A 16557-nucleotide genomic window follows, 5' to 3' on the forward strand; every position below is an offset into this window, starting at 1 on the left:
GCCCTCGATCGGCTCGGTCGCCCGCCTGTCCATCACCACCCGGTCGCGCCGCCCTCGACCTGAATGGTCCAGGCCTCGGCCTCGTCGCGCGACCGGGTGGTGATGGACAGGCGGGCGACCGAGCCGATCGAGGGCAGGGCCTCGCCCCGGAAGCCCAGGGTGTGGATGCGCAGCAGGTCCACGTCGCCGGCGTCGTCGGGCTCAAGCTTGGACGTGGCGTGGCGCTCGACGGCCAGGGGCAGTTCGTCTTTCGGGATGCCCTTGCCGTCGTCGGCGATCAGGATGCGCGACAGGCCGCCGCCGTCCGCCTGGATCTCGATATTGCGGCTCCCTGCGTCCAGGGCGTTTTCGACCAGTTCCTTGATGGCGCTGGCCGGCCGCTCGACCACCTCGCCGGCGGCGATGCGATTGACGGTTTCGGGGGAGAGGCGACGAATGGGCATCAGACCCGGCAAGATAGGCGGCCGAAGGGATTCGCGCCACGCCGGTTGAAGGGGCGTCAGGCCGATTGGTCAGGCGGACTGGTCAGGCATGGGCGTGAGCGGCGGCGGCCGTGTCCTGCAGAACGGCCTGGAGGGCGGCGATCTCGATCGGTTTGCGCAGAACCCCGTCGGCGCCGGCCTCTCTGTAACGGGCCACGTCTTCGTCGAACACATTGGCGGTCAGCATATGGACCGGGGTGCGGGGCAGGCCGGACGCGGCCTCGTCGGCGCGGATGAGGTTGACGGCCTCGACGCCGTCCATGACCGGCATCATCACGTCCATCAGAATCAGGTCGAACCGGGTCCGGCGCACGGCGGCGACGGCTTCCTGTCCGTTCTCGACCAGCACCAGGTCGACGCCGAAGGGCTGCAGCAGAAGGGCGAGCAGTTTGCGGTTCGCCGGATGGTCCTCGGCGGCCAGCACGCGAAGCGGCTCGCGCGGGGTCTGGGTTTGGGGCTGATCCTGGGTCTGGGACGAGGCCTTGGGGACAGCGAGCAGGGTCGCCCGCTCGGCCGTGAAACCGAACCAGAACAGGGCGCCCCCCGACGGGCTCGCGTCCGCTCCGACCTCGCCGCCCAGAGCCTGGGCGCTGGCGCGGCACAGGGCCAGACCCAGACCCGAACCGCCGGCCGCGCGACCGGCGGCGAGCTGTTCGAACGGCTGGAAGACGCGTTCGCGCTGATCCTCGGGCACGCCCGGCCCCTGGTCGTGAACCTCGAACGCCAGGGAGACGCGACCGTCGGCGGCGGGCAGGGCGCGGGCCAGGATGCGGATGGTTCCGGCCGGGGTCAGTTTCAGCGCATTGGACAGATAGTTGATCAGGATCTGTTCGACGCGGGCCTCGTCGGTCAGGACGATGAAGTCCTCGGCCGCGCCCTGGCGTTCGATCTCCAGCGTCAGGCCCAGCTCGTTCACGCGTGACCGCCAGACGCGGGCGATGGCGTCCAGCCGTTCGGCGAGATCGACGGGGGCGAGGTGGAGATCGACCTGGCCGGACTCGATCTTGGACAGGTCCAGCGCGCCGTTGAGCAGGCGCAGCAACATGCCGCCGGCGTCGGCCATGTCGTCGATGACGGCGGCCTCGGCCTTGGGACGGCGTCGGCCGCGCAGAACCTCGGTCAGACCCAGGATGACGTTCAGCGGGGTTCGGACCTCATGACTGATCATGGCCAGAAAACGGGACTTGGCCTTGTTGGCCCGTTCAGCGGCGGCGTGGTCGGTCTCGGCCTGGGCGAGGGCGGACTGAAGCTGGCGCGAGCGTTCGGTCAGGGCGACCATCAGTTCGACCGTCTCGCGGTCGCTGCGCCACTGACGCCAGGCCGCGCCGATGACGCCCAGCACGAACAGGCCGACGGCGAACTTCAACGCTGGCCCCGCCACAGGCTGGTTGGAAGCGATGATCAGGGCGGCGATCGAGGGGGGAATGACGGCGGCCGCGAAACTGCGTCGGCTGATATGGACCTGAAGCGCGCCGACCATCAGGTTTCCGGCCAGCAGCAGGCGGAGATAGTCCAGATATTGCGGTTCGGCCCGCCAGACCGCCAGGATGAACAGGGCGTTGTGCGAGGCCAGGGCCAGGGTGACGGCCTCGGTATAGAGGGTGAACCGGCGCTCGGCGCCCGGCGCCTCCGGACGGGCCCGCGCGGTCTGGACCACGCGCCAGAGCAGGGCGTAGAGGCCGAACTGAATGATCGCGAAATTGGCCGCCCAGCCCCATCCGATCACCCAAAGCGCCACCAGCACGATGGCGGCTATGGTGGCCAGTCGTACGGGAAACATGTCCCGATAACGGTCGGCGTAGGCTCTCAGATAATCCGTACTATCGGCCACTTCGCCACGTTCCCCTGTCGCAAGCGTTGCCATAAGGGACGGAGCTTAATGAGGCCTCAACCGGAGGACGTCCTAACCCACTTTCACCCGAGTGGCCGCCTCCGGCAGGTCCTCGCCAAAGGCGCGCTGGTAGAATTCCGCGATGGTGGGGCGTTCCAGTTCGTCGCACTTGTTCAGGAAGGTCAGGCGGAAGCTGAGGGCGACGTCGCCGCCGAAGATGATGGCGTTCTGGGCCCAGGTGATGACGGTGCGGGGCGACATGACGGTGGAGATGTCGCCGTTCATGAAGGCGTTGCGGGTCATGTCGGCGACGCGGACCATGGCGGCGATGCGGCGGCGGCCCTCGGCGTCGGACCATTCGGGCACCTTGGCGGCGACGATCTCGGCCTCGACGTCGTGGTCGAGGTAGTTCAGCGTCGTGACGATGTTCCAGCGGTCCAACTGGGCCTGATTGATCTGTTGCGCGCCGTGATACAGGCCCGTGGTGTCGCCCAGGCCGATGGTGTTGGTCGTGGCGAACAGACGGAAATAGCGGTTCGGGCGGATGACGCGGTTCTGGTCCAGCAGGGTCAGGCGGCCTTGCGCCTCCAGCACGCGCTGGATCACGAACATGACGTCGGGACGGCCGGCGTCGTATTCGTCGAACACCAGGGCGACCGGGCGTTGCAGCGACCAGGGCAGGATGCCCTCGCGGAATTCTGTGATCTGTTTGCCGTCTTTCAGGACGATGGCGTCCTTGCCGACCAGGTCGATCCGGCTGACGTGGCTGTCCAGGTTGACGCGCACCAGGGGCCAGTTCAGGCGGGCGGCGACCTGTTCGATATGGGTCGACTTGCCGGTGCCGTGATAGCCCTGGACCATGACGCGGCGGTCGAAGGCGAAGCCGGCGCAGATGGCGATGGTCGTCTGCGGATCGAAACGATAGGCCGTGTCGATCTCGGGCACATGGCTGTCGCGCTCGGCGAAACAGGGCACGGTCATGTCGCTGTCCACGCCGAAGGCCTCGCGCAGGGTCACGCGGCGGGCGGGTTCGAGCGTCAGCAGGGGATCGGGGGAGGCGTCGAGCGGAGAGGTCATGCCCCCATCTAGAGGCGCCGCGCGCATGGCTCAACACACGCGCGGCTCAACACACGCTTATTTCGCCGCCAGTCTCACGTCGACATTGCCGCGGGTGGCGTTGGAATAGGGGCAGACCTGGTGCGCCTGGGCGATCAGATCGTCGATCACCGCCTGGTCCAGACCGTGGTCGGTGACGGTCAGGTCGATATCGAGGTTGAAACCCTCGCCCAGCGTGTTCTTGCCGAAGCCGACCCCGGCCGTGATCCTGGTGTCGGGACCGACCGGCGTGCCGGCCTTGCCGCTGACCAGGCGAAGCGCGCCGAGGTAGCAGGCGGCGTAGCCGGTGGCGAACAGCTGTTCGGGATTGGTGCCGTCGCCGCCCTTGCCGCCCATTTCCTTGGGGGTGGAGAGTTTGACGTCGATCTTACCGTCGTCGGTGGCCGAGCGGCCGTCTTCGCGGCCGCCGCCGGACGCAGTGGCCTGGGCGCGATACAGAACTTCCATGGTGGGCTCCTGGGGTTGAGAAGACGGATATGGGGCTTCAACGGGAGACGGCGAGGGGGCGTTGCATCCTCGCCCTAGCCTTAGGGGGGCGACGCGGGCTAAAGCACCCTTTCGGGGCGTGTCGTCGGAGTAAGCAGTGAAGATTGCCGAACGCTGGTTCGTGTGGGCGGGCATGGTTCTGCTGGGTGGCATCGCCCTGGCGGGGTTGGTGGTCGCCGTCTATGCGGCGTGGCTGTTTCACGACCTGCCCGACGCCTCGGAGTTGGCCGATTACCGGCCGCCGACGGCGACGCGGGTCTATGCCGGCGACGGCACCCTGATCGGCGAATTCTCCGACGAGCGCCGCATCTACGTCTCCTACGATCAGATTCCGCTGACGGTGGTGCAGGCCTTCCTGGCCGCAGAAGACCGCAACTTCTTCCAGCACGGCGGCATAGACGTGGGCGGCATCGGCCGGGCCTCGATCAAGAACGTGGTCAATCTGGCCCAGGGGCGCAGGCTGGAGGGCGGTTCGACCATCACCCAGCAGGTGGCCAAGAACGTCCTGCTGACCAACGAATCGAGCCTGAACCGCAAGCTGAAGGAAGCCATCCTGGCCAATCGCCTGGAGGCGACCCTGTCCAAGGAGCAGATCCTCAACCTGTATCTGAACGAGATATTCCTGGGCTATCGCTCGTTCGGGATCGCCTCGGCCGCCTATAATTATTTCGGCAAGTCCCTGGCCCAGCTGACGCCGGACGAGGCGGCCTTCCTGGCGTCCCTGCCCAAGGGTCCGAACAACTATCACCCCAAACGTCATCCGGGCGCGGCCAAGGGCCGGCGGGACTGGGTGCTGGGCGAGATGGAGCAGAGCGGCTGGCTGACCGAGGCTCAACTGGTCGAGGCGCGCGCCCGGCCGTTGAATACGCGCGATGCGCCCCAGCGGTCGGACTACAAGGACGCCGACTTCTTCGTGGAGGAGGCGCGGCGTCAGGCGGCGGCCAATCCCGATTTCGGCGCCCAGTTGCGCGCCGGCGGCTTCTACATGCGCACGACCCTGGATCCGACCCTTCAGACGGCCGCGCGCCAGGCCCTGATGCAGGGGCTCGAGAACTACGACCGTCGCCACGGCTGGCGCGGCGGCTGGGGCACGACCGATTTCGCCGACGGCTGGCAGGCCGCGGCCCTGAAGGAACAGGCCCCGCCCGAACGTCGCACCTGGCAGGCCGCCGCCATCGAGAGCGTCAGCGGGAACAATGTCCGCGTTCGCACCGCCAAGGACGACGAGACCGGAACCCTGATCGCGGCCGACGCCGCCTGGGCCAACGCCAACCGGCAACTGCGCCGGGGCGAGCTGATCTTCGTCGAGAAGAAGGACGGGCAGTTCGCCCTGAAACAGGTTCCGCGCGTCAACGGCGCTCTGGTGGCGGTCGAGCCCCAGTCGGGCCGTGTGCTGGCGATGGTCGGCGGCTATTCCTACGCCCTGTCCAGCTTCAATCGGGCGACCCAGGCGCGACGTCAGCCGGGCTCGGCCTTCAAGCCCTTCGTCTATGCGACCGCGCTGGAAGGCGATTTCACGCCCGCCTCGATCGTTCTGGACGCGCCGATCAGCTTCGCCGGCGGGGCCAATGGCCAGCGCTGGACGCCCGAGAACTACAGCCGTCAGTATTACGGCCCCCAGACGCTGCGGCGGGGCCTGGAGCTGTCGCGCAATGTCATGACCGTGCGGCTGGCCCAGTCGGTCGGGATGAAGAAGATCGTGGATCAGGCCGACAGGATGGGCATTCCCGGCCTGACGCCGAACCTGTCTGTGTCGCTGGGGGCCGGCGAGGTTACGCCGCTGGAGATCACGGCCGCCTATTCCGCCTTCGCCAACGGCGGCCGGCGGGTCACGCCCTATCTGATCGATTATGTCCAGGACCGGGACGGCAAGACCATTTTCCGCGCCGACACCCGCAACTGCCGCGAATGCGGCCGGGGCTTCTCGGGCCAGGAATCGCCGCGCCTGCAGCCGCGCGGAACCCAGGTCATCGACCCGATCACCGCCTATCAGATGAGTTCGATGCTGGAGGGCGTGGTTCAGCGCGGCACCGCCGCCAGCGCGCGCGGCCTGGGGCGCTGGGTCGGCGGCAAGACCGGCACGACCAATGAATATCGCTCGGCCTGGTTCGTCGGCTTCACCACGGACATCGTGGTGGGGGTCTTCGTCGGTTTCGACGACAACCGGTCCCTGGGGTCCGGCGAGGCTGGGGCCTCGGCCGCTGTGCCGGTCTTCACCGAGTTCATGCAGACGGCGCTGAAGGAAAGGCCGGCCCGGCCGTTCGTCCGGCCCAAGAACGCCGTCTTCCGCACCGTGAACGGCATAGAGGAAGCCTTCCGTCCGGGCACCGAACGCCAGGCGCCGGCGCCAGTCCAGGCGCCGACCCAGCCGGTCGGGCCGCAGAACTATTACGAGGTGATCCGTCGCGAGCAGGAGGCCGCCGCCGCCGCAACGGGCGCTCCGCCGCCGGTCGCGGCGCCCCCGCCGCCGAAGAAGGCGCCCGCCGAGGACTTGAGCGGACTGTACTGAGGCTCTAGGTAGGCCCATCGAACGGCGCGTCCTCGTGGCGCGCCGTTTTCCTTTCAATCCGCCCTATCGCGCGGCCCGCGGGCCGCGCTGCTTGAGGGCTTTTCTGTCGCTGGAGATTGCGATGAGACCGGATGTCGAGGCCATGAAGGCCGACATCGAGCAGAGCGTCGCTCTGCTCAGGAGGCGTCTTTGACTGGGATGTCGCTCTAAGAAAGCTCGATGAGCTGAACGCGCGGGTCGAGGACCCGACCCTGTGGGACAGGCCCGACGAGGCCCAGGCCGTCAGCCGCGATCGCTCGCGCCTGGAAGCCCAGATCAATTCCGTCAAGGCGATGGAGCAGGACCTCGAGGACGGGGTGATGCTGGCCGAGATGGCGGACGAGGAAGGCGACGAGGGCGCGCTGGAGGATGCGCGCGTCTCGCTACGGGGCATCAAGGATCGGGCGGCCCGGGCCGAGCTGGAGGCCCTGCTGTCCGGCGAGGCCGACGGCAACGACGCCTATCTGGAAGTCAACTCCGGCGCCGGCGGCACCGAGTCCAACGACTGGGCCGGCATGCTGTTGCGGATGTATTCGCGCTGGGCCAAGGCCCACGGGTACGAGGTCACGATCGAGGCCCACGAAGAGGGCGAGCAGGCGGGGGTCAAGTCCGCCACCATCCTGATCTCGGGTCCCAACGCCTATGGCTGGCTGAAGTCGGAATCGGGCGTGCACCGGCTGGTGCGCATCAGTCCGTATGACGCGGCCGCCAAGCGGCACACCTCCTTCGCCTCCATCGGCGTCTCGCCCGTCGTCGACGACGCCATCGAGATCGACATCAATCCGTCGGACGTGCGGACCGACACCTATCGCGCCTCGGGCGCGGGCGGTCAGCACATCAACAAGACCGACTCGGCCGTGCGCCTGACCCACGTCCCGACCAACACCGTGGTGGCCTGTCAGGCCGGCCGGTCGCAGCACCAGAACCGCGAACAGGCGTGGAAGATGCTGCGGGCGCGGCTGTACGAGCTGGAACTGCAGAAGCGCGAGGCCGTGGCTCAGGCCCTGGCCGACGCCAAGACCGACATCGGCTGGGGACACCAGATCCGATCCTATGTGCTGCAGCCGTATCAGATGGTGAAGGACCTGCGGACCGAGGTCGAGACCTCGGATACGCAAGGGGTGCTGGACGGCGATCTGGACGCCTTCATGGGCGCGGCCCTGGCGGCGCGGGTCGGCGAGACGCGCGGATCGAGCGCGGCGTAAAGTTCAGGGAGCAACCCTCTCCGCCACGAACGGCGGAGAGGGGCTTCGGTTCTGGATCAGGCGTTGGGCTTGGCGGCGACGAGGTCTGGCTTGGCCTCGGTTTCGGGCTTGGGCGCAGGCGCGGGAGCCGGCTGCGGCGCGACCGGAGCCACGGCGGCGGGCGCCGGGGTCTGGCGCTGGCCCTGGGCGACACGGCCCTGGAAGAAGGCGCCGACATCGATCGACAGCTGTTCGGCGGTGATGTCGCCGTCGACATAGGCGGTCGCGACCAGCTTGACCTGCTTGCCGAGAACGCCGCCGACGACACGGCCGCGGACCTCGATGAAGTCCGCCTGGACATTGCCTTCCACGGCGCCGGTCTCGCCGACGATCAGGCGGCCGACGCGGACGTCGCCCTTCACCTGGCCGTCGATCTGCAGGTCGCCGTCGCCGCTGACATTGCCTTCGAACACTAGGTCCGACGACAGGGTCGACAGGCCGCGGCCGGTCGGCACAGGCGAGGAGGTCGGCGCGGGGGCGCCGGCGCGCGGGGGAGACGGCATGTCCGGCAGCGGCGGGATCACCGGCGCGGACGGGCGGTTCGAAGGCGCGGGGGGCGGGGTTTTGCTAATCTTGTTGAACAAGTTGATCTCCTGCTCTGAGGAAGCGTGCGGGGTTCTGTGGTCGGCCGTTCAGCCAGACTTCGTAATGGAGGTGGACGCCGGTGGAGCGGCCCGTGGTGCCCATGGCCCCGACACGTTGGCCGAGCGAGACCGACTGGCCGGGCTTGACCCCCAGGGTGTTGAGATGGGCGTAGCGCGTCTTGAAACCGCGGCCATGATCTATCTCGACAGTATTGCCATAGCCTGAACGAACCCCGGCGAAAGCGACGACGCCGGGCGCAGTGGCGTAGATGGGGGTGTTCAGCGGGGCGGCGAAGTCCTGGCCCTGATGGACGGCGGGCCGGCCGTTGAACGGGTCGAAGCGGACGCCGAAGCCGGAGGTGGTGCGCGCCTGGGTCGGGCGTTTGAACGGCAGGCCCTCGGCGGCGTCGGTCAGGGCCCGCATCTCGTTGAGATTGGTCGCCGCGTGGCGGATGCGGACGGCGAAGGGCTCGTCGACGTCGAGGATGGCGGCGAGGGCGCGGGGATCGCGCGCCTCGACCAGAGGTCCGCCCAGGGGGCCGGAGGCGGCCATATAGGCGGCGGGGTTCAGGCCCGCCAGACGGAAGGCCAGGCGCAGCCGTTCGGCGCGGGTCTGGGCGAAGGTCTCGGCCCGGTCCAGCAATCGTTCCTGGTCCAGACGCACGGCCATGATCCGCTGGATCGGACCGACGCCGGCGGGGACGGGGCGGGGCGCCAGGGCCTTAGCGGCGCCGTCCACACCCTGGAACTTGCTCATCACCGTGGTCAGCGCGGCGTGGCGGCGAGCGATCATGGCGGCGGTCTGGTCCAGCGACCCGTTGGCGGCGGACATCCGCACCACCGCGCTCTCCAGCCGGGCCTGGAGGTCGGCGTTCAGCCGTTCCGAGGCGGCGCGGGCGCGGATCACCTCGGAATCGGCGCGCTGCCGGGCGATCGTGTCGAACAGGAAGGCGCCGGACGTGATCAGGGTCCAGGTGACGGCCGCCATGACCACGAGGCCCAGGGTCACCTGGCGGCGGGCGGTCAGGGCATAGGCCCGAACCTCGTCATGACTGCGGAGATAGACGTATCGAACGGGCAGAACGCGTTCGATCCAGGACGGTCTTCGCGATTGGTCTTCCGCAGTCATTACGCAACGCCCCCACGTCGAGGGGAGGTTTATCCGGTGCCAAGATGACACGGGCAAGACTGTTCATGCTGCGTTAACCACGATTAGAGCCCCAAAAGGCCGAAATCACGACATTGTTGATTGAGACTCCCGCAAAGAGGGAAATCGAGAATCGCGATTCAACCGGATTGTGCACCCCGTTCCAGGTCGCGAGCGGCCGCCAGCACGGCCGATGCGTGGTCGGCGACCTTGACGCTGCGCCAGGCGCGGGCGATCCGGCCCTGGGCGTCGATCAGGAAGGTGGCGCGCTCGATACCCATATATTCGCGGCCGTAGAGCTTCTTCTGAACCCAGACGCCCCAGGCCTCGCAGGCCGCGCCGTCCTCGTCCGAGGCCAGGACGACGGCGAGGTCGTATTTGGCCTTGAACTTGTCGTGCTTCTTCACCGTGTCCCTGGACACGCCGATGACGGGGACGCCCAGGGCGGCGAAGTCGGGGGCCACGGCGGTGAAGTCCTGGGCCTCGCGGGTGCAGCCGGTCGTGTCGTCCTTGGGATAGAAATAGACGACCGCGGGCTTGCCCTTCAGGGCGGCGAGGGAGACCCGGCCGCCGCCGTCGGTCGGGAGATCGAGGGCGGGGGCGGGTTGGCCTTCGGCAGCGGACATTTCAAACTCCGATCATCCCGGCGAAAGCCGGGACCCAGTTCTTTCGCGAGCCAGTACGTTGGATCAAGCGCTGCGGACGTCAGATGCGGCGGAGTTAGACGGGGCGAACCAGCACGATCTTCTTCTTGCCCGCCGCCAGCTTGATCACGCCGTCCTTGAGGTCGGCCTGGGTCAGCAGCTGGGCGCCGTCGGACACAGGGGCGTCGTTCAGGCGCAGGCCGCCGCCCTGGGCCAGGCGGCGGGCCTCGCCGTTCGAGGCGGTCAGGCCGGCCTTGGTCACGACGGCGGCGATCATGGCGCCGTACACCTCGTCCGCGGGCAGTTCGATGGTCGGCAGATCGGCCGAGATCTGGCCCTTCTCGAAGGCGGTCTCGGCGGCGGCGCGCGCCTTGGCCGCTTCGTCGGCGCCGTGCAGCATGGTGGTTGCGGCGTCGGCCAGGGCCTTCTTGGCGTCGTTGATCGCCGCGCCCTCAAGGGCTTCGTAGCCGGCGATCGCGTCGTCCGACAGGTCGGTGAACAGGCGCATGAACCGGGCGACGTCGCCGTCCTCGGTGTTGCGCCAGTATTGCCAGTAGTCATAGGGCGACAGGGCGTCGGCGTTCAGCCAGACGGCGCCGCCCACGGTCTTGCCCATCTTCTGGCCAGAGGCGGTCGACAGCAGGGGGGTGGTCAAGCCGAAGGCGGCCTTCTGGTCCACCTTTCGGGTCAGTTCGACGCCGTTGATGATATTGCCCCACTGGTCCGACCCGCCCATCTGCAGCTGGCAGCCGTAGCGGCGGTTCAGCTCCAGGAAGTCGGTGGCCTGCATCAGCATGTAGTTGAACTCGAGGAAGGTCAGGGGCTGCTCGCGTTCGAGGCGCAGCTTGACCGAGTCGAAGCTCAGCATGCGGTTGACGGTGAAGTGCGTGCCGTAGTCGCGCAGGAACTCCAGATAGCCCAGTTTCGACAGCCATTCGTCGTTGTCGAGCATGACGGCGTCGGACGGGCCGTCGCCGAAGGTCAGGAATTTCTCGAACACGCCCTTGATGCCGGCGATGTTCTCGGCGATCCGCGCTTCGGTCAGCAGGGGGCGCTGGGTGTCCTTGAAGGAGGGGTCGCCCACCTTGGTCGTGCCGCCGCCCATCAGGACGATGGGCTTGTGCCCGGCCTGCTGCAGACGGCGCAGCAGCATGATCTGGATCAGGTGGCCGACGTGCAGCGACGGCGCCGTGGCGTCAAAGCCGATATAGCCGGTGACGATCCCGCTGGTCGCCGCCTCGTCCAGCTCGGCCGGATGGGTGATCTGATGGATATAGCCCCGCGCCTGCATGGTGCGGAGGAAGTCGGATTTGAAAACGTGTTCGGTCATGGCGGAGGGTCCGTTAGCAGGGATGCCGACGGTCGTCTTCCCTTTCCGTATGCCCGCCCGCCCCAGCTAGGGCTTGAAGGCTTCGACTCTTAGGAAGGTCGCTGGGATCTCGGTGGCGTCGGGCCCGGCGCGGTTGTGCTGCTCGAAGAGGTCGATCAGTTCGGCCTCGAGCTGGTCGGCTTTATTCTCGCGCGCGGCGGCCTCAAACGCGTTCATCGTCGGGCCGTAGTAGGTCTTGAAGGTCTGGACGAGGTCGCGCGGCGGCCCGTCATTGCGAAAGACATAGGTGGCGCGTCGGCAGGTGATGTTCGAGGCGGACAGGCCGGCCGCAATGAACCGCTCATTCACGACCTCTTCCAGGCCCCAGGCCATCGGGCTGATGAAGCCGGGGGGCGGTGCGGGCGCATAGGCGGCGCTGGTCTTCAAGACCTGGGCGATCAGGGTCGGGTCGCCGGGAATCCAGTTGCCCATGACGATCCGGCCGCCCGGTCGGGCGACCCGGACCATTTCGCGGGCGACATTGGCGGGGTCGGGGGCGAACATCGCGCCGAACATGCTGACCACAAGGTCGAACCGCTCGTCGGCGATCTCCTGGAGATCGGATGCGTCGCCTTCCTGGAATCGGAGATTGTCCAGTCCGGCCGCTTCGGCGCGACGGTTGCCTGCGGCGACCAGATTGGCCGCGATGTCCACGCCGAGGACGGTCGCGCCGCGCTGCGCGGCCGGAAGGGCGGTGGTGCCGTCGCCGCAGCCGAGGTCGAGGATGTGATGACCGGGCTCGATATTCAGACTGTCGACGAAGTCCTCGCCGCTGGAGCGCATGGAGGCGGCGATACGGGTGAAATCGCCCTTCTCCCACAGAGCCTTATTCGGGTTCATGGCCGATCTCATCTCCGATACCAGTGATATGTAACACCTGCGGCCGGGGAGGGCCATGGCGCATCTGACAAACCTCATCGGCAGGCGGAGCGCCGTTGACCGCCGCCCCCCGTTCGATACGAAGGACGGATGCGTCTGCCCCTGATCCCGCACCCGACCTGTTCCCCCGCCGGGTTGACGCTGGAGGTCGAGGCGCGGCGGGCGGGACGGGTGTTGAGCCTGGAGTACGTCCTGGCCGGGCCGGTGGAGTTTGTACGCTGGCCGCAGGCGGCGGCGCGGGTGCAGACGGACGACCTGTGGCGGACGACCTGTTTCGAGGCCTTCGTGCGGACGGCGGACGGCTATGTCGAATACAATCTGTCGCCGTCGGGGGCCTGGGCGGCCTATCGTTTCGACGGCTATCGCGAGGGGATGCGGGGGCTTGAGATCGCGGCGCCCTTCATCGTGACGCGGATGGCGCAGGGGCGGTTCGTGCTGACGGTCGATGTGGAACTGCCGCAGGATGTCACGGACGCGGTCGGGCTGACGGCGGTGGTCGAGGGGCTGGATGGGGCGATCGCCTATTGGGGGCTGGCGCATCCGTCCGAGGAACCGGATTTTCACAATGAAAAGGGATGGGCGGCTGTTCTTTGATGCGCCGCTTACGCCCCAAACCCCGTCATCCTAGGCCTTGTGCCTAGGATCCATACGCCCGGTGTTTGGGTTGGGAGTCCGGTCTTCGCCGCTCGAGTCTATGGATCCTAGGCACAAGGCCTAGGATGACGCGTGGAGAGGGCGGGGGACGGCTTGTGAGCGGCCCCATCGTCGGGCATGGCTGGGCCGAGAGTCTCAGGAGCCGCCCATGAATTTCGGTCTCGACCGCCTGCTGTCCGACGACGCCCTGAGGGGGCAGCTGAAGGGGCGGCGCGTGGCTCTGCTGGCGCATCCGGCCTCGGTGACCAGGGATCTGGGTCATGCGGTGGACGCCCTGGCCGCCTGTCCCGAAATCGAGCTGACCGCCGCCTTCGGGCCGCAGCACGGGATGAAGGGCGATCTGCAGGACAATATGATGGAGAGCCCGGACTATCGCGATCCGGTGCATGGGTTCCCGGTCTTCAGCCTGTACGGCGAGGTGCGGCGGCCCAGGGACGAGTGGATGGAGACGTTCGACGTCGTCCTGATCGACCTGCAGGACCTGGGCTGCCGCATCTACACCTATGTGACGACGCTGCTGTATGTGCTGGAGGCGGCGGCGAAACACGGCAAGTCGGTGTGGGTGCTTGATCGGCCCAATCCGGCGGGGCGGCCGGTCGAGGGCATGACGCTGAAGCCCGGCTGGGAGAGTTTTGTCGGGGCCGGGCCGATGCCGATGCGGCACGGGATGACCCTGGGCGAACTGGGCCTGTGGTTCATCGACCAGTTCAAGCTGGATGTGGATTATCAGGTGGTGGAGATGCAGGGCTGGGCCCCCGAGGCGGGGCCGGGCTTCGGCTGGCCGCTGGGCCAGCGGGCCTGGGTCAACCCCAGCCCGAATGCGCCGAACCTGTCGATGGCGCGGGCCTATGCCGGCACGGTGATGCTGGAGGGGGCGACCCTGTCGGAAGGCCGGGGCACGACCCGGCCGCTGGAGCTGTTCGGGGCGCCGGACATAGATGCGCGGGCGGTGATCGCGGAGATGCGGCGGCTGGCCCCGGACTGGCTGGGCGGCTGCGTACTGCGCGACATGTGGTTCGAGCCGACCTTCCACAAGCATGTCGGGAAACTGTGCAGCGGGGTGCAGATCCATGTCGATCACCCCGGCTATGACCACGCGGCCTTCAAGCCGTGGCGGGTGCAGGCCCTGGGGTTCAAGGCGATCCGGCGGCTGTATCCCGACTACGACCTGTGGCGGGATTTTCCGTACGAGTATGCGTTCGGGAAACTGGCCATCGATGTGATCAACGGCGGACCGGGGCTGCGGGCATGGGTGGACGACGCGGCGGCGGGGCCGGGGGATCTGGAGGCGGCGACGCGGCCGGATGAGGCGGCGTGGGAAGAGGCGCGGCGGGGGTTCCTGCTGTATTGAGGCGGACGTGCTGGACATCTATTCGGGGGGAAGCGGACCTTCCTCGGAGCGCCTAGGCGACAGCGGGCTTTACCAACATCCGGCTCGCCGCTTGGTCCCAAGGGTGCGCGACGTCTAAGATCGCAACGATGATCCCAATGCGATGTTCAACATCGCTTGTGTCGCTGTCCTTGAACCCGTCGAAACTAGAGAATTTCTGAGCTTCTTCAGTGACGGCTGCTGCAAATGACGGCGGGTCGAAAAGGCCACGCGCCGCCTCGATGACTCCGAGTTTGGATAGATCGTAGGAGGTCGTTTGCCACTGATACATCAGGAACCACAGCCCGAAGCGGACGGTGGCGAGGTCGTCGAATCCAACCCGCTTTTTGATGGCCGGTAACACCTTCTCTGCAGCGAAATAATCGTGCTCTTGATCAACGGACTCGAACCATCCGCGCAGCACTTCAAAGCTGCCCGGATCCAACTGAGCCAACATCAGCGCGGCTTGTGACAGCGCGGCATGTTCGGCGTTCTCGCCGGTGAAGCCCCACTTGATCGATATGACCGAGTCTCGCTCTGCGACCTGACGTCCATAGCTTTCTAGCAGCCGTCGCAGTGGCGGGATGATGGCCTGGCGTTCATCTGCTGGAAGAGCGCGTACTAGGTCGAAGAAGCGCTTATCGTTCAGCCGCCTTCTGCCGTCGATAACGACGAACTGGACGGCATCATTAAACACAAGATCAGCAAGCCCCGCCTCCATCCGGTCCGCCATTTCACTGACAGCCATGGCCAAGCCGGCAGGCGATGCGTCATGAAGGGGTACCCGGACTGTGGCGCGATCAGCGATGTCGCGACGAACGCGGGAGATCGCCTGCTCTGACGGCAGAGGGCGTGGTGTAAGGCTGCCCATGACATATTTGGGCTCGGGGACCGCCGGCTGGAGCGGTCCCACCTGACCGTCAATCGTCACATGCCGCGTCTGACCGTCAGTAAAGGTCGCGACAAAACCCAAGCTGTCAGCGTCCCATGTGACCGCCTCGACCCCCGTCAAAAAGGAGACCGCCGCTTCTTCGGGACTTTTCCGTATTTGATACTTCTTGCGGTCTTCCGTGGTCATATCCTTGGTAAAGAACAGCTGGCTTCGCCCGTCCCACGTCCGCCAGTCTTGGCGGTCAGCATAGTAGTCCAAGACCCGTCCGAGGCTTGGTGAAGGCGTCGGCTGGTACCGAAGCGCTAGCCGCCGATGGTGGCGGAAGGGATCGAGCCGGTAAAGATCCAGGCTCACACCGTAGGCCCGGCCTTTGATAATGGCGAGATCGGGATGAACGGCCTTTGCGCGACCGGGAAACAGCCGCTCGAGCAGCGACGGATCGTGGGTCACGACAGACCCCAGATGTGCGCGCAGCGCCCAATAGCCGTCAGGGCTGAACCATCGGAGTTTGAAGACGGTTTGGCTCTTCTGGAATGTGCGAATGAAGCCTGTCGCCTCGCTCACTTCAACTGAGTCGTCTTCCGGGTGCAGGACTGCAATGCGCTTACCATTGCCGTTGCAGACAATGGCTCCGTCGGAGCGCGCGACGATGTCGCTGATGAAGAAGCCGGGCGCCAAATGAATAAAGCGATGCGTTCCCGTATCGACGTCGATACGACGAAGGCCGTCCCTCAATAGGGCCGACGGCATGTCGTCGAGCCGCTCACCTGAGCTGTCTGGGATGAAGACAGCCCGATGCTTGCTCGAGAAGGCGAAGCCTGAAAGGTATTGGAACGCCGCGCTCTGAACCGTCGCGACCACGGTCCGCTCTTCCACGTCGAACACCCCGACCCTCGGCAGTCGTCTACCGCGCGCTTTTCCCAAGGCCACGATGAAGCGATCATCGACTAGGTTGATGACCGCGCACTGATCGTCAAACGGGGCGAAACCCCAGGGCTCGCGCCCCTCGGGAAGGGCTTCAACGACGGTGACGTCGCCCGGCAAAAGGTCGAAGTGGCGAACGTCCATCAGAGCATGTCAACTAAGGTCATCCATGACACCTTAGGCGGCGACGGCAGAGCCCTGCAAGTTGCACTCTTTGTCACGCGCGGACCGAGTTCGTTGTCCAAACACCGGGCGTATGGATCCTCGGGTCGAGCCCGAGGATGACGGGGTCGGGTGGGGTTGGATTTTGCTATAACCAAAATCTATCACGCACCTGCAAATAACTGATTGGGCTTATCTGTTGCGGTGCGGTAGGAAGCGGGCCTCC

The 16557-nt window shown here is 66.7% G+C and carries 13 protein-coding genes and 1 pseudogene; 4 read left to right on the forward strand and 10 right to left on the reverse strand.

Translation table 11 applies throughout. From position 1 onward, the window contains the following. Nucleotides 1-47: 47 nt before the first annotated feature. From mutL to H2037_RS01850, 4 genes and pseudogenes are all read right to left on the reverse strand, one after another. Nucleotides 48-443, reverse strand: a pseudogene (mutL, locus tag H2037_RS01835) (DNA mismatch repair endonuclease MutL); the annotation flags it as partial. A gap of 82 nt (nt 444-525) precedes the next feature. After that, nucleotides 526-2313: a response regulator gene (locus tag H2037_RS01840; protein WP_292116980.1), complete on the reverse strand. Its 1788-nt coding sequence runs from the start codon at nt 2311-2313 to the stop codon at nt 526-528. Nucleotides 2314-2385: 72 nt separating this feature from the next. Further along, the gene (gene cobS / locus H2037_RS01845; protein ID WP_292116982.1) at nt 2386-3390 is read right to left on the reverse strand and encodes a cobaltochelatase subunit CobS; all 1005 of its coding nucleotides are present in this window, start codon (nt 3388-3390) and stop codon (nt 2386-2388) included. Nucleotides 3391-3447: 57 nt separating this feature from the next. Further along, a complete protein-coding gene (locus H2037_RS01850; protein ID WP_292116984.1) occupies nt 3448-3876 on the reverse strand; it encodes an organic hydroperoxide resistance protein in 429 nt (142 codons plus the stop codon). 136 nt (nt 3877-4012) lie between these two features. On the opposite strand from H2037_RS01850, the gene H2037_RS01855 reads away from it, so the two are divergent. Together H2037_RS01855 and prfB are read left to right on the forward strand one after the other, a co-directional pair. Further along, complete coding sequence (locus H2037_RS01855; RefSeq protein ID WP_365832799.1) at nt 4013-6424, forward strand: penicillin-binding protein 1A; 2412 nt, start codon at nt 4013-4015, stop codon at nt 6422-6424. A gap of 121 nt (nt 6425-6545) precedes the next feature. Continuing rightward, a protein-coding gene (gene prfB / locus H2037_RS01860) for a peptide chain release factor 2 (RefSeq protein ID WP_292116987.1) occupies nt 6546-7668 on the forward strand; the annotation gives its coding sequence in 2 pieces (ribosomal slippage) (nt 6546-6614 and nt 6616-7668; 1122 coding nt in all). A gap of 56 nt (nt 7669-7724) precedes the next feature. Here prfB and H2037_RS01865 read toward each other — a convergent pair. From H2037_RS01865 to H2037_RS01885, 5 genes are all read right to left on the reverse strand, one after another. Next, nucleotides 7725-8291 (reverse strand): polymer-forming cytoskeletal protein, encoded by a 567-nt coding sequence (locus H2037_RS01865; protein WP_292116990.1) that lies wholly within the window; start codon nt 8289-8291, stop codon nt 7725-7727. After that, the gene (locus tag H2037_RS01870) at nt 8275-9420 is read right to left on the reverse strand and encodes a peptidoglycan DD-metalloendopeptidase family protein (RefSeq protein WP_292116993.1); all 1146 of its coding nucleotides are present in this window, start codon (nt 9418-9420) and stop codon (nt 8275-8277) included. The genes H2037_RS01865 and H2037_RS01870 overlap by 17 nt, the downstream gene beginning before the upstream one ends. Before the next feature lie 158 nt (nt 9421-9578). After that, entirely contained in the window at nt 9579-10064 is a 486-nt protein-coding gene (locus H2037_RS01875; RefSeq protein ID WP_292116996.1) for a peroxiredoxin, read from the reverse strand. 94 nt (nt 10065-10158) lie between these two features. Beyond that, nucleotides 10159-11412, reverse strand: a complete 1254-nt coding sequence (gene tyrS / locus H2037_RS01880; RefSeq protein WP_292117002.1) for a tyrosine--tRNA ligase — start codon at nt 11410-11412, stop codon at nt 10159-10161. Between the two features lie 66 nt (nt 11413-11478). Further along, nucleotides 11479-12291, reverse strand: a complete 813-nt coding sequence (locus tag H2037_RS01885) for a class I SAM-dependent methyltransferase (protein ID WP_292117004.1) — start codon at nt 12289-12291, stop codon at nt 11479-11481. A 129-nt stretch (nt 12292-12420) separates the two neighbouring features. On the opposite strand from H2037_RS01885, the gene H2037_RS01890 reads away from it, so the two are divergent. Both H2037_RS01890 and H2037_RS01895 read left to right on the forward strand, forming a co-directional pair. Beyond that, complete coding sequence (locus tag H2037_RS01890) at nt 12421-12924, forward strand: DOMON-like domain-containing protein (protein ID WP_292117008.1); 504 nt, start codon at nt 12421-12423, stop codon at nt 12922-12924. A gap of 208 nt (nt 12925-13132) precedes the next feature. Then, complete coding sequence (locus H2037_RS01895; RefSeq protein WP_292117010.1) at nt 13133-14335, forward strand: DUF1343 domain-containing protein; 1203 nt, start codon at nt 13133-13135, stop codon at nt 14333-14335. Between the two features lie 52 nt (nt 14336-14387). Here the strand turns inward: H2037_RS01895 and H2037_RS01900 are convergent, their stop codons facing one another. Then, nucleotides 14388-16313 carry a hypothetical protein gene (locus tag H2037_RS01900; RefSeq protein WP_292117012.1) on the reverse strand — a complete coding sequence of 642 codons (1926 nt, stop codon included), beginning with the start codon at nt 16311-16313 and terminating at the stop codon, nt 14388-14390. Between the last annotated feature and the right edge of the window lie 244 nt (nt 16314-16557).

The organism is Brevundimonas sp., from assembly GCF_013912065.1.
GTDB lineage: Bacteria > Pseudomonadota > Alphaproteobacteria > Caulobacterales > Caulobacteraceae > Brevundimonas.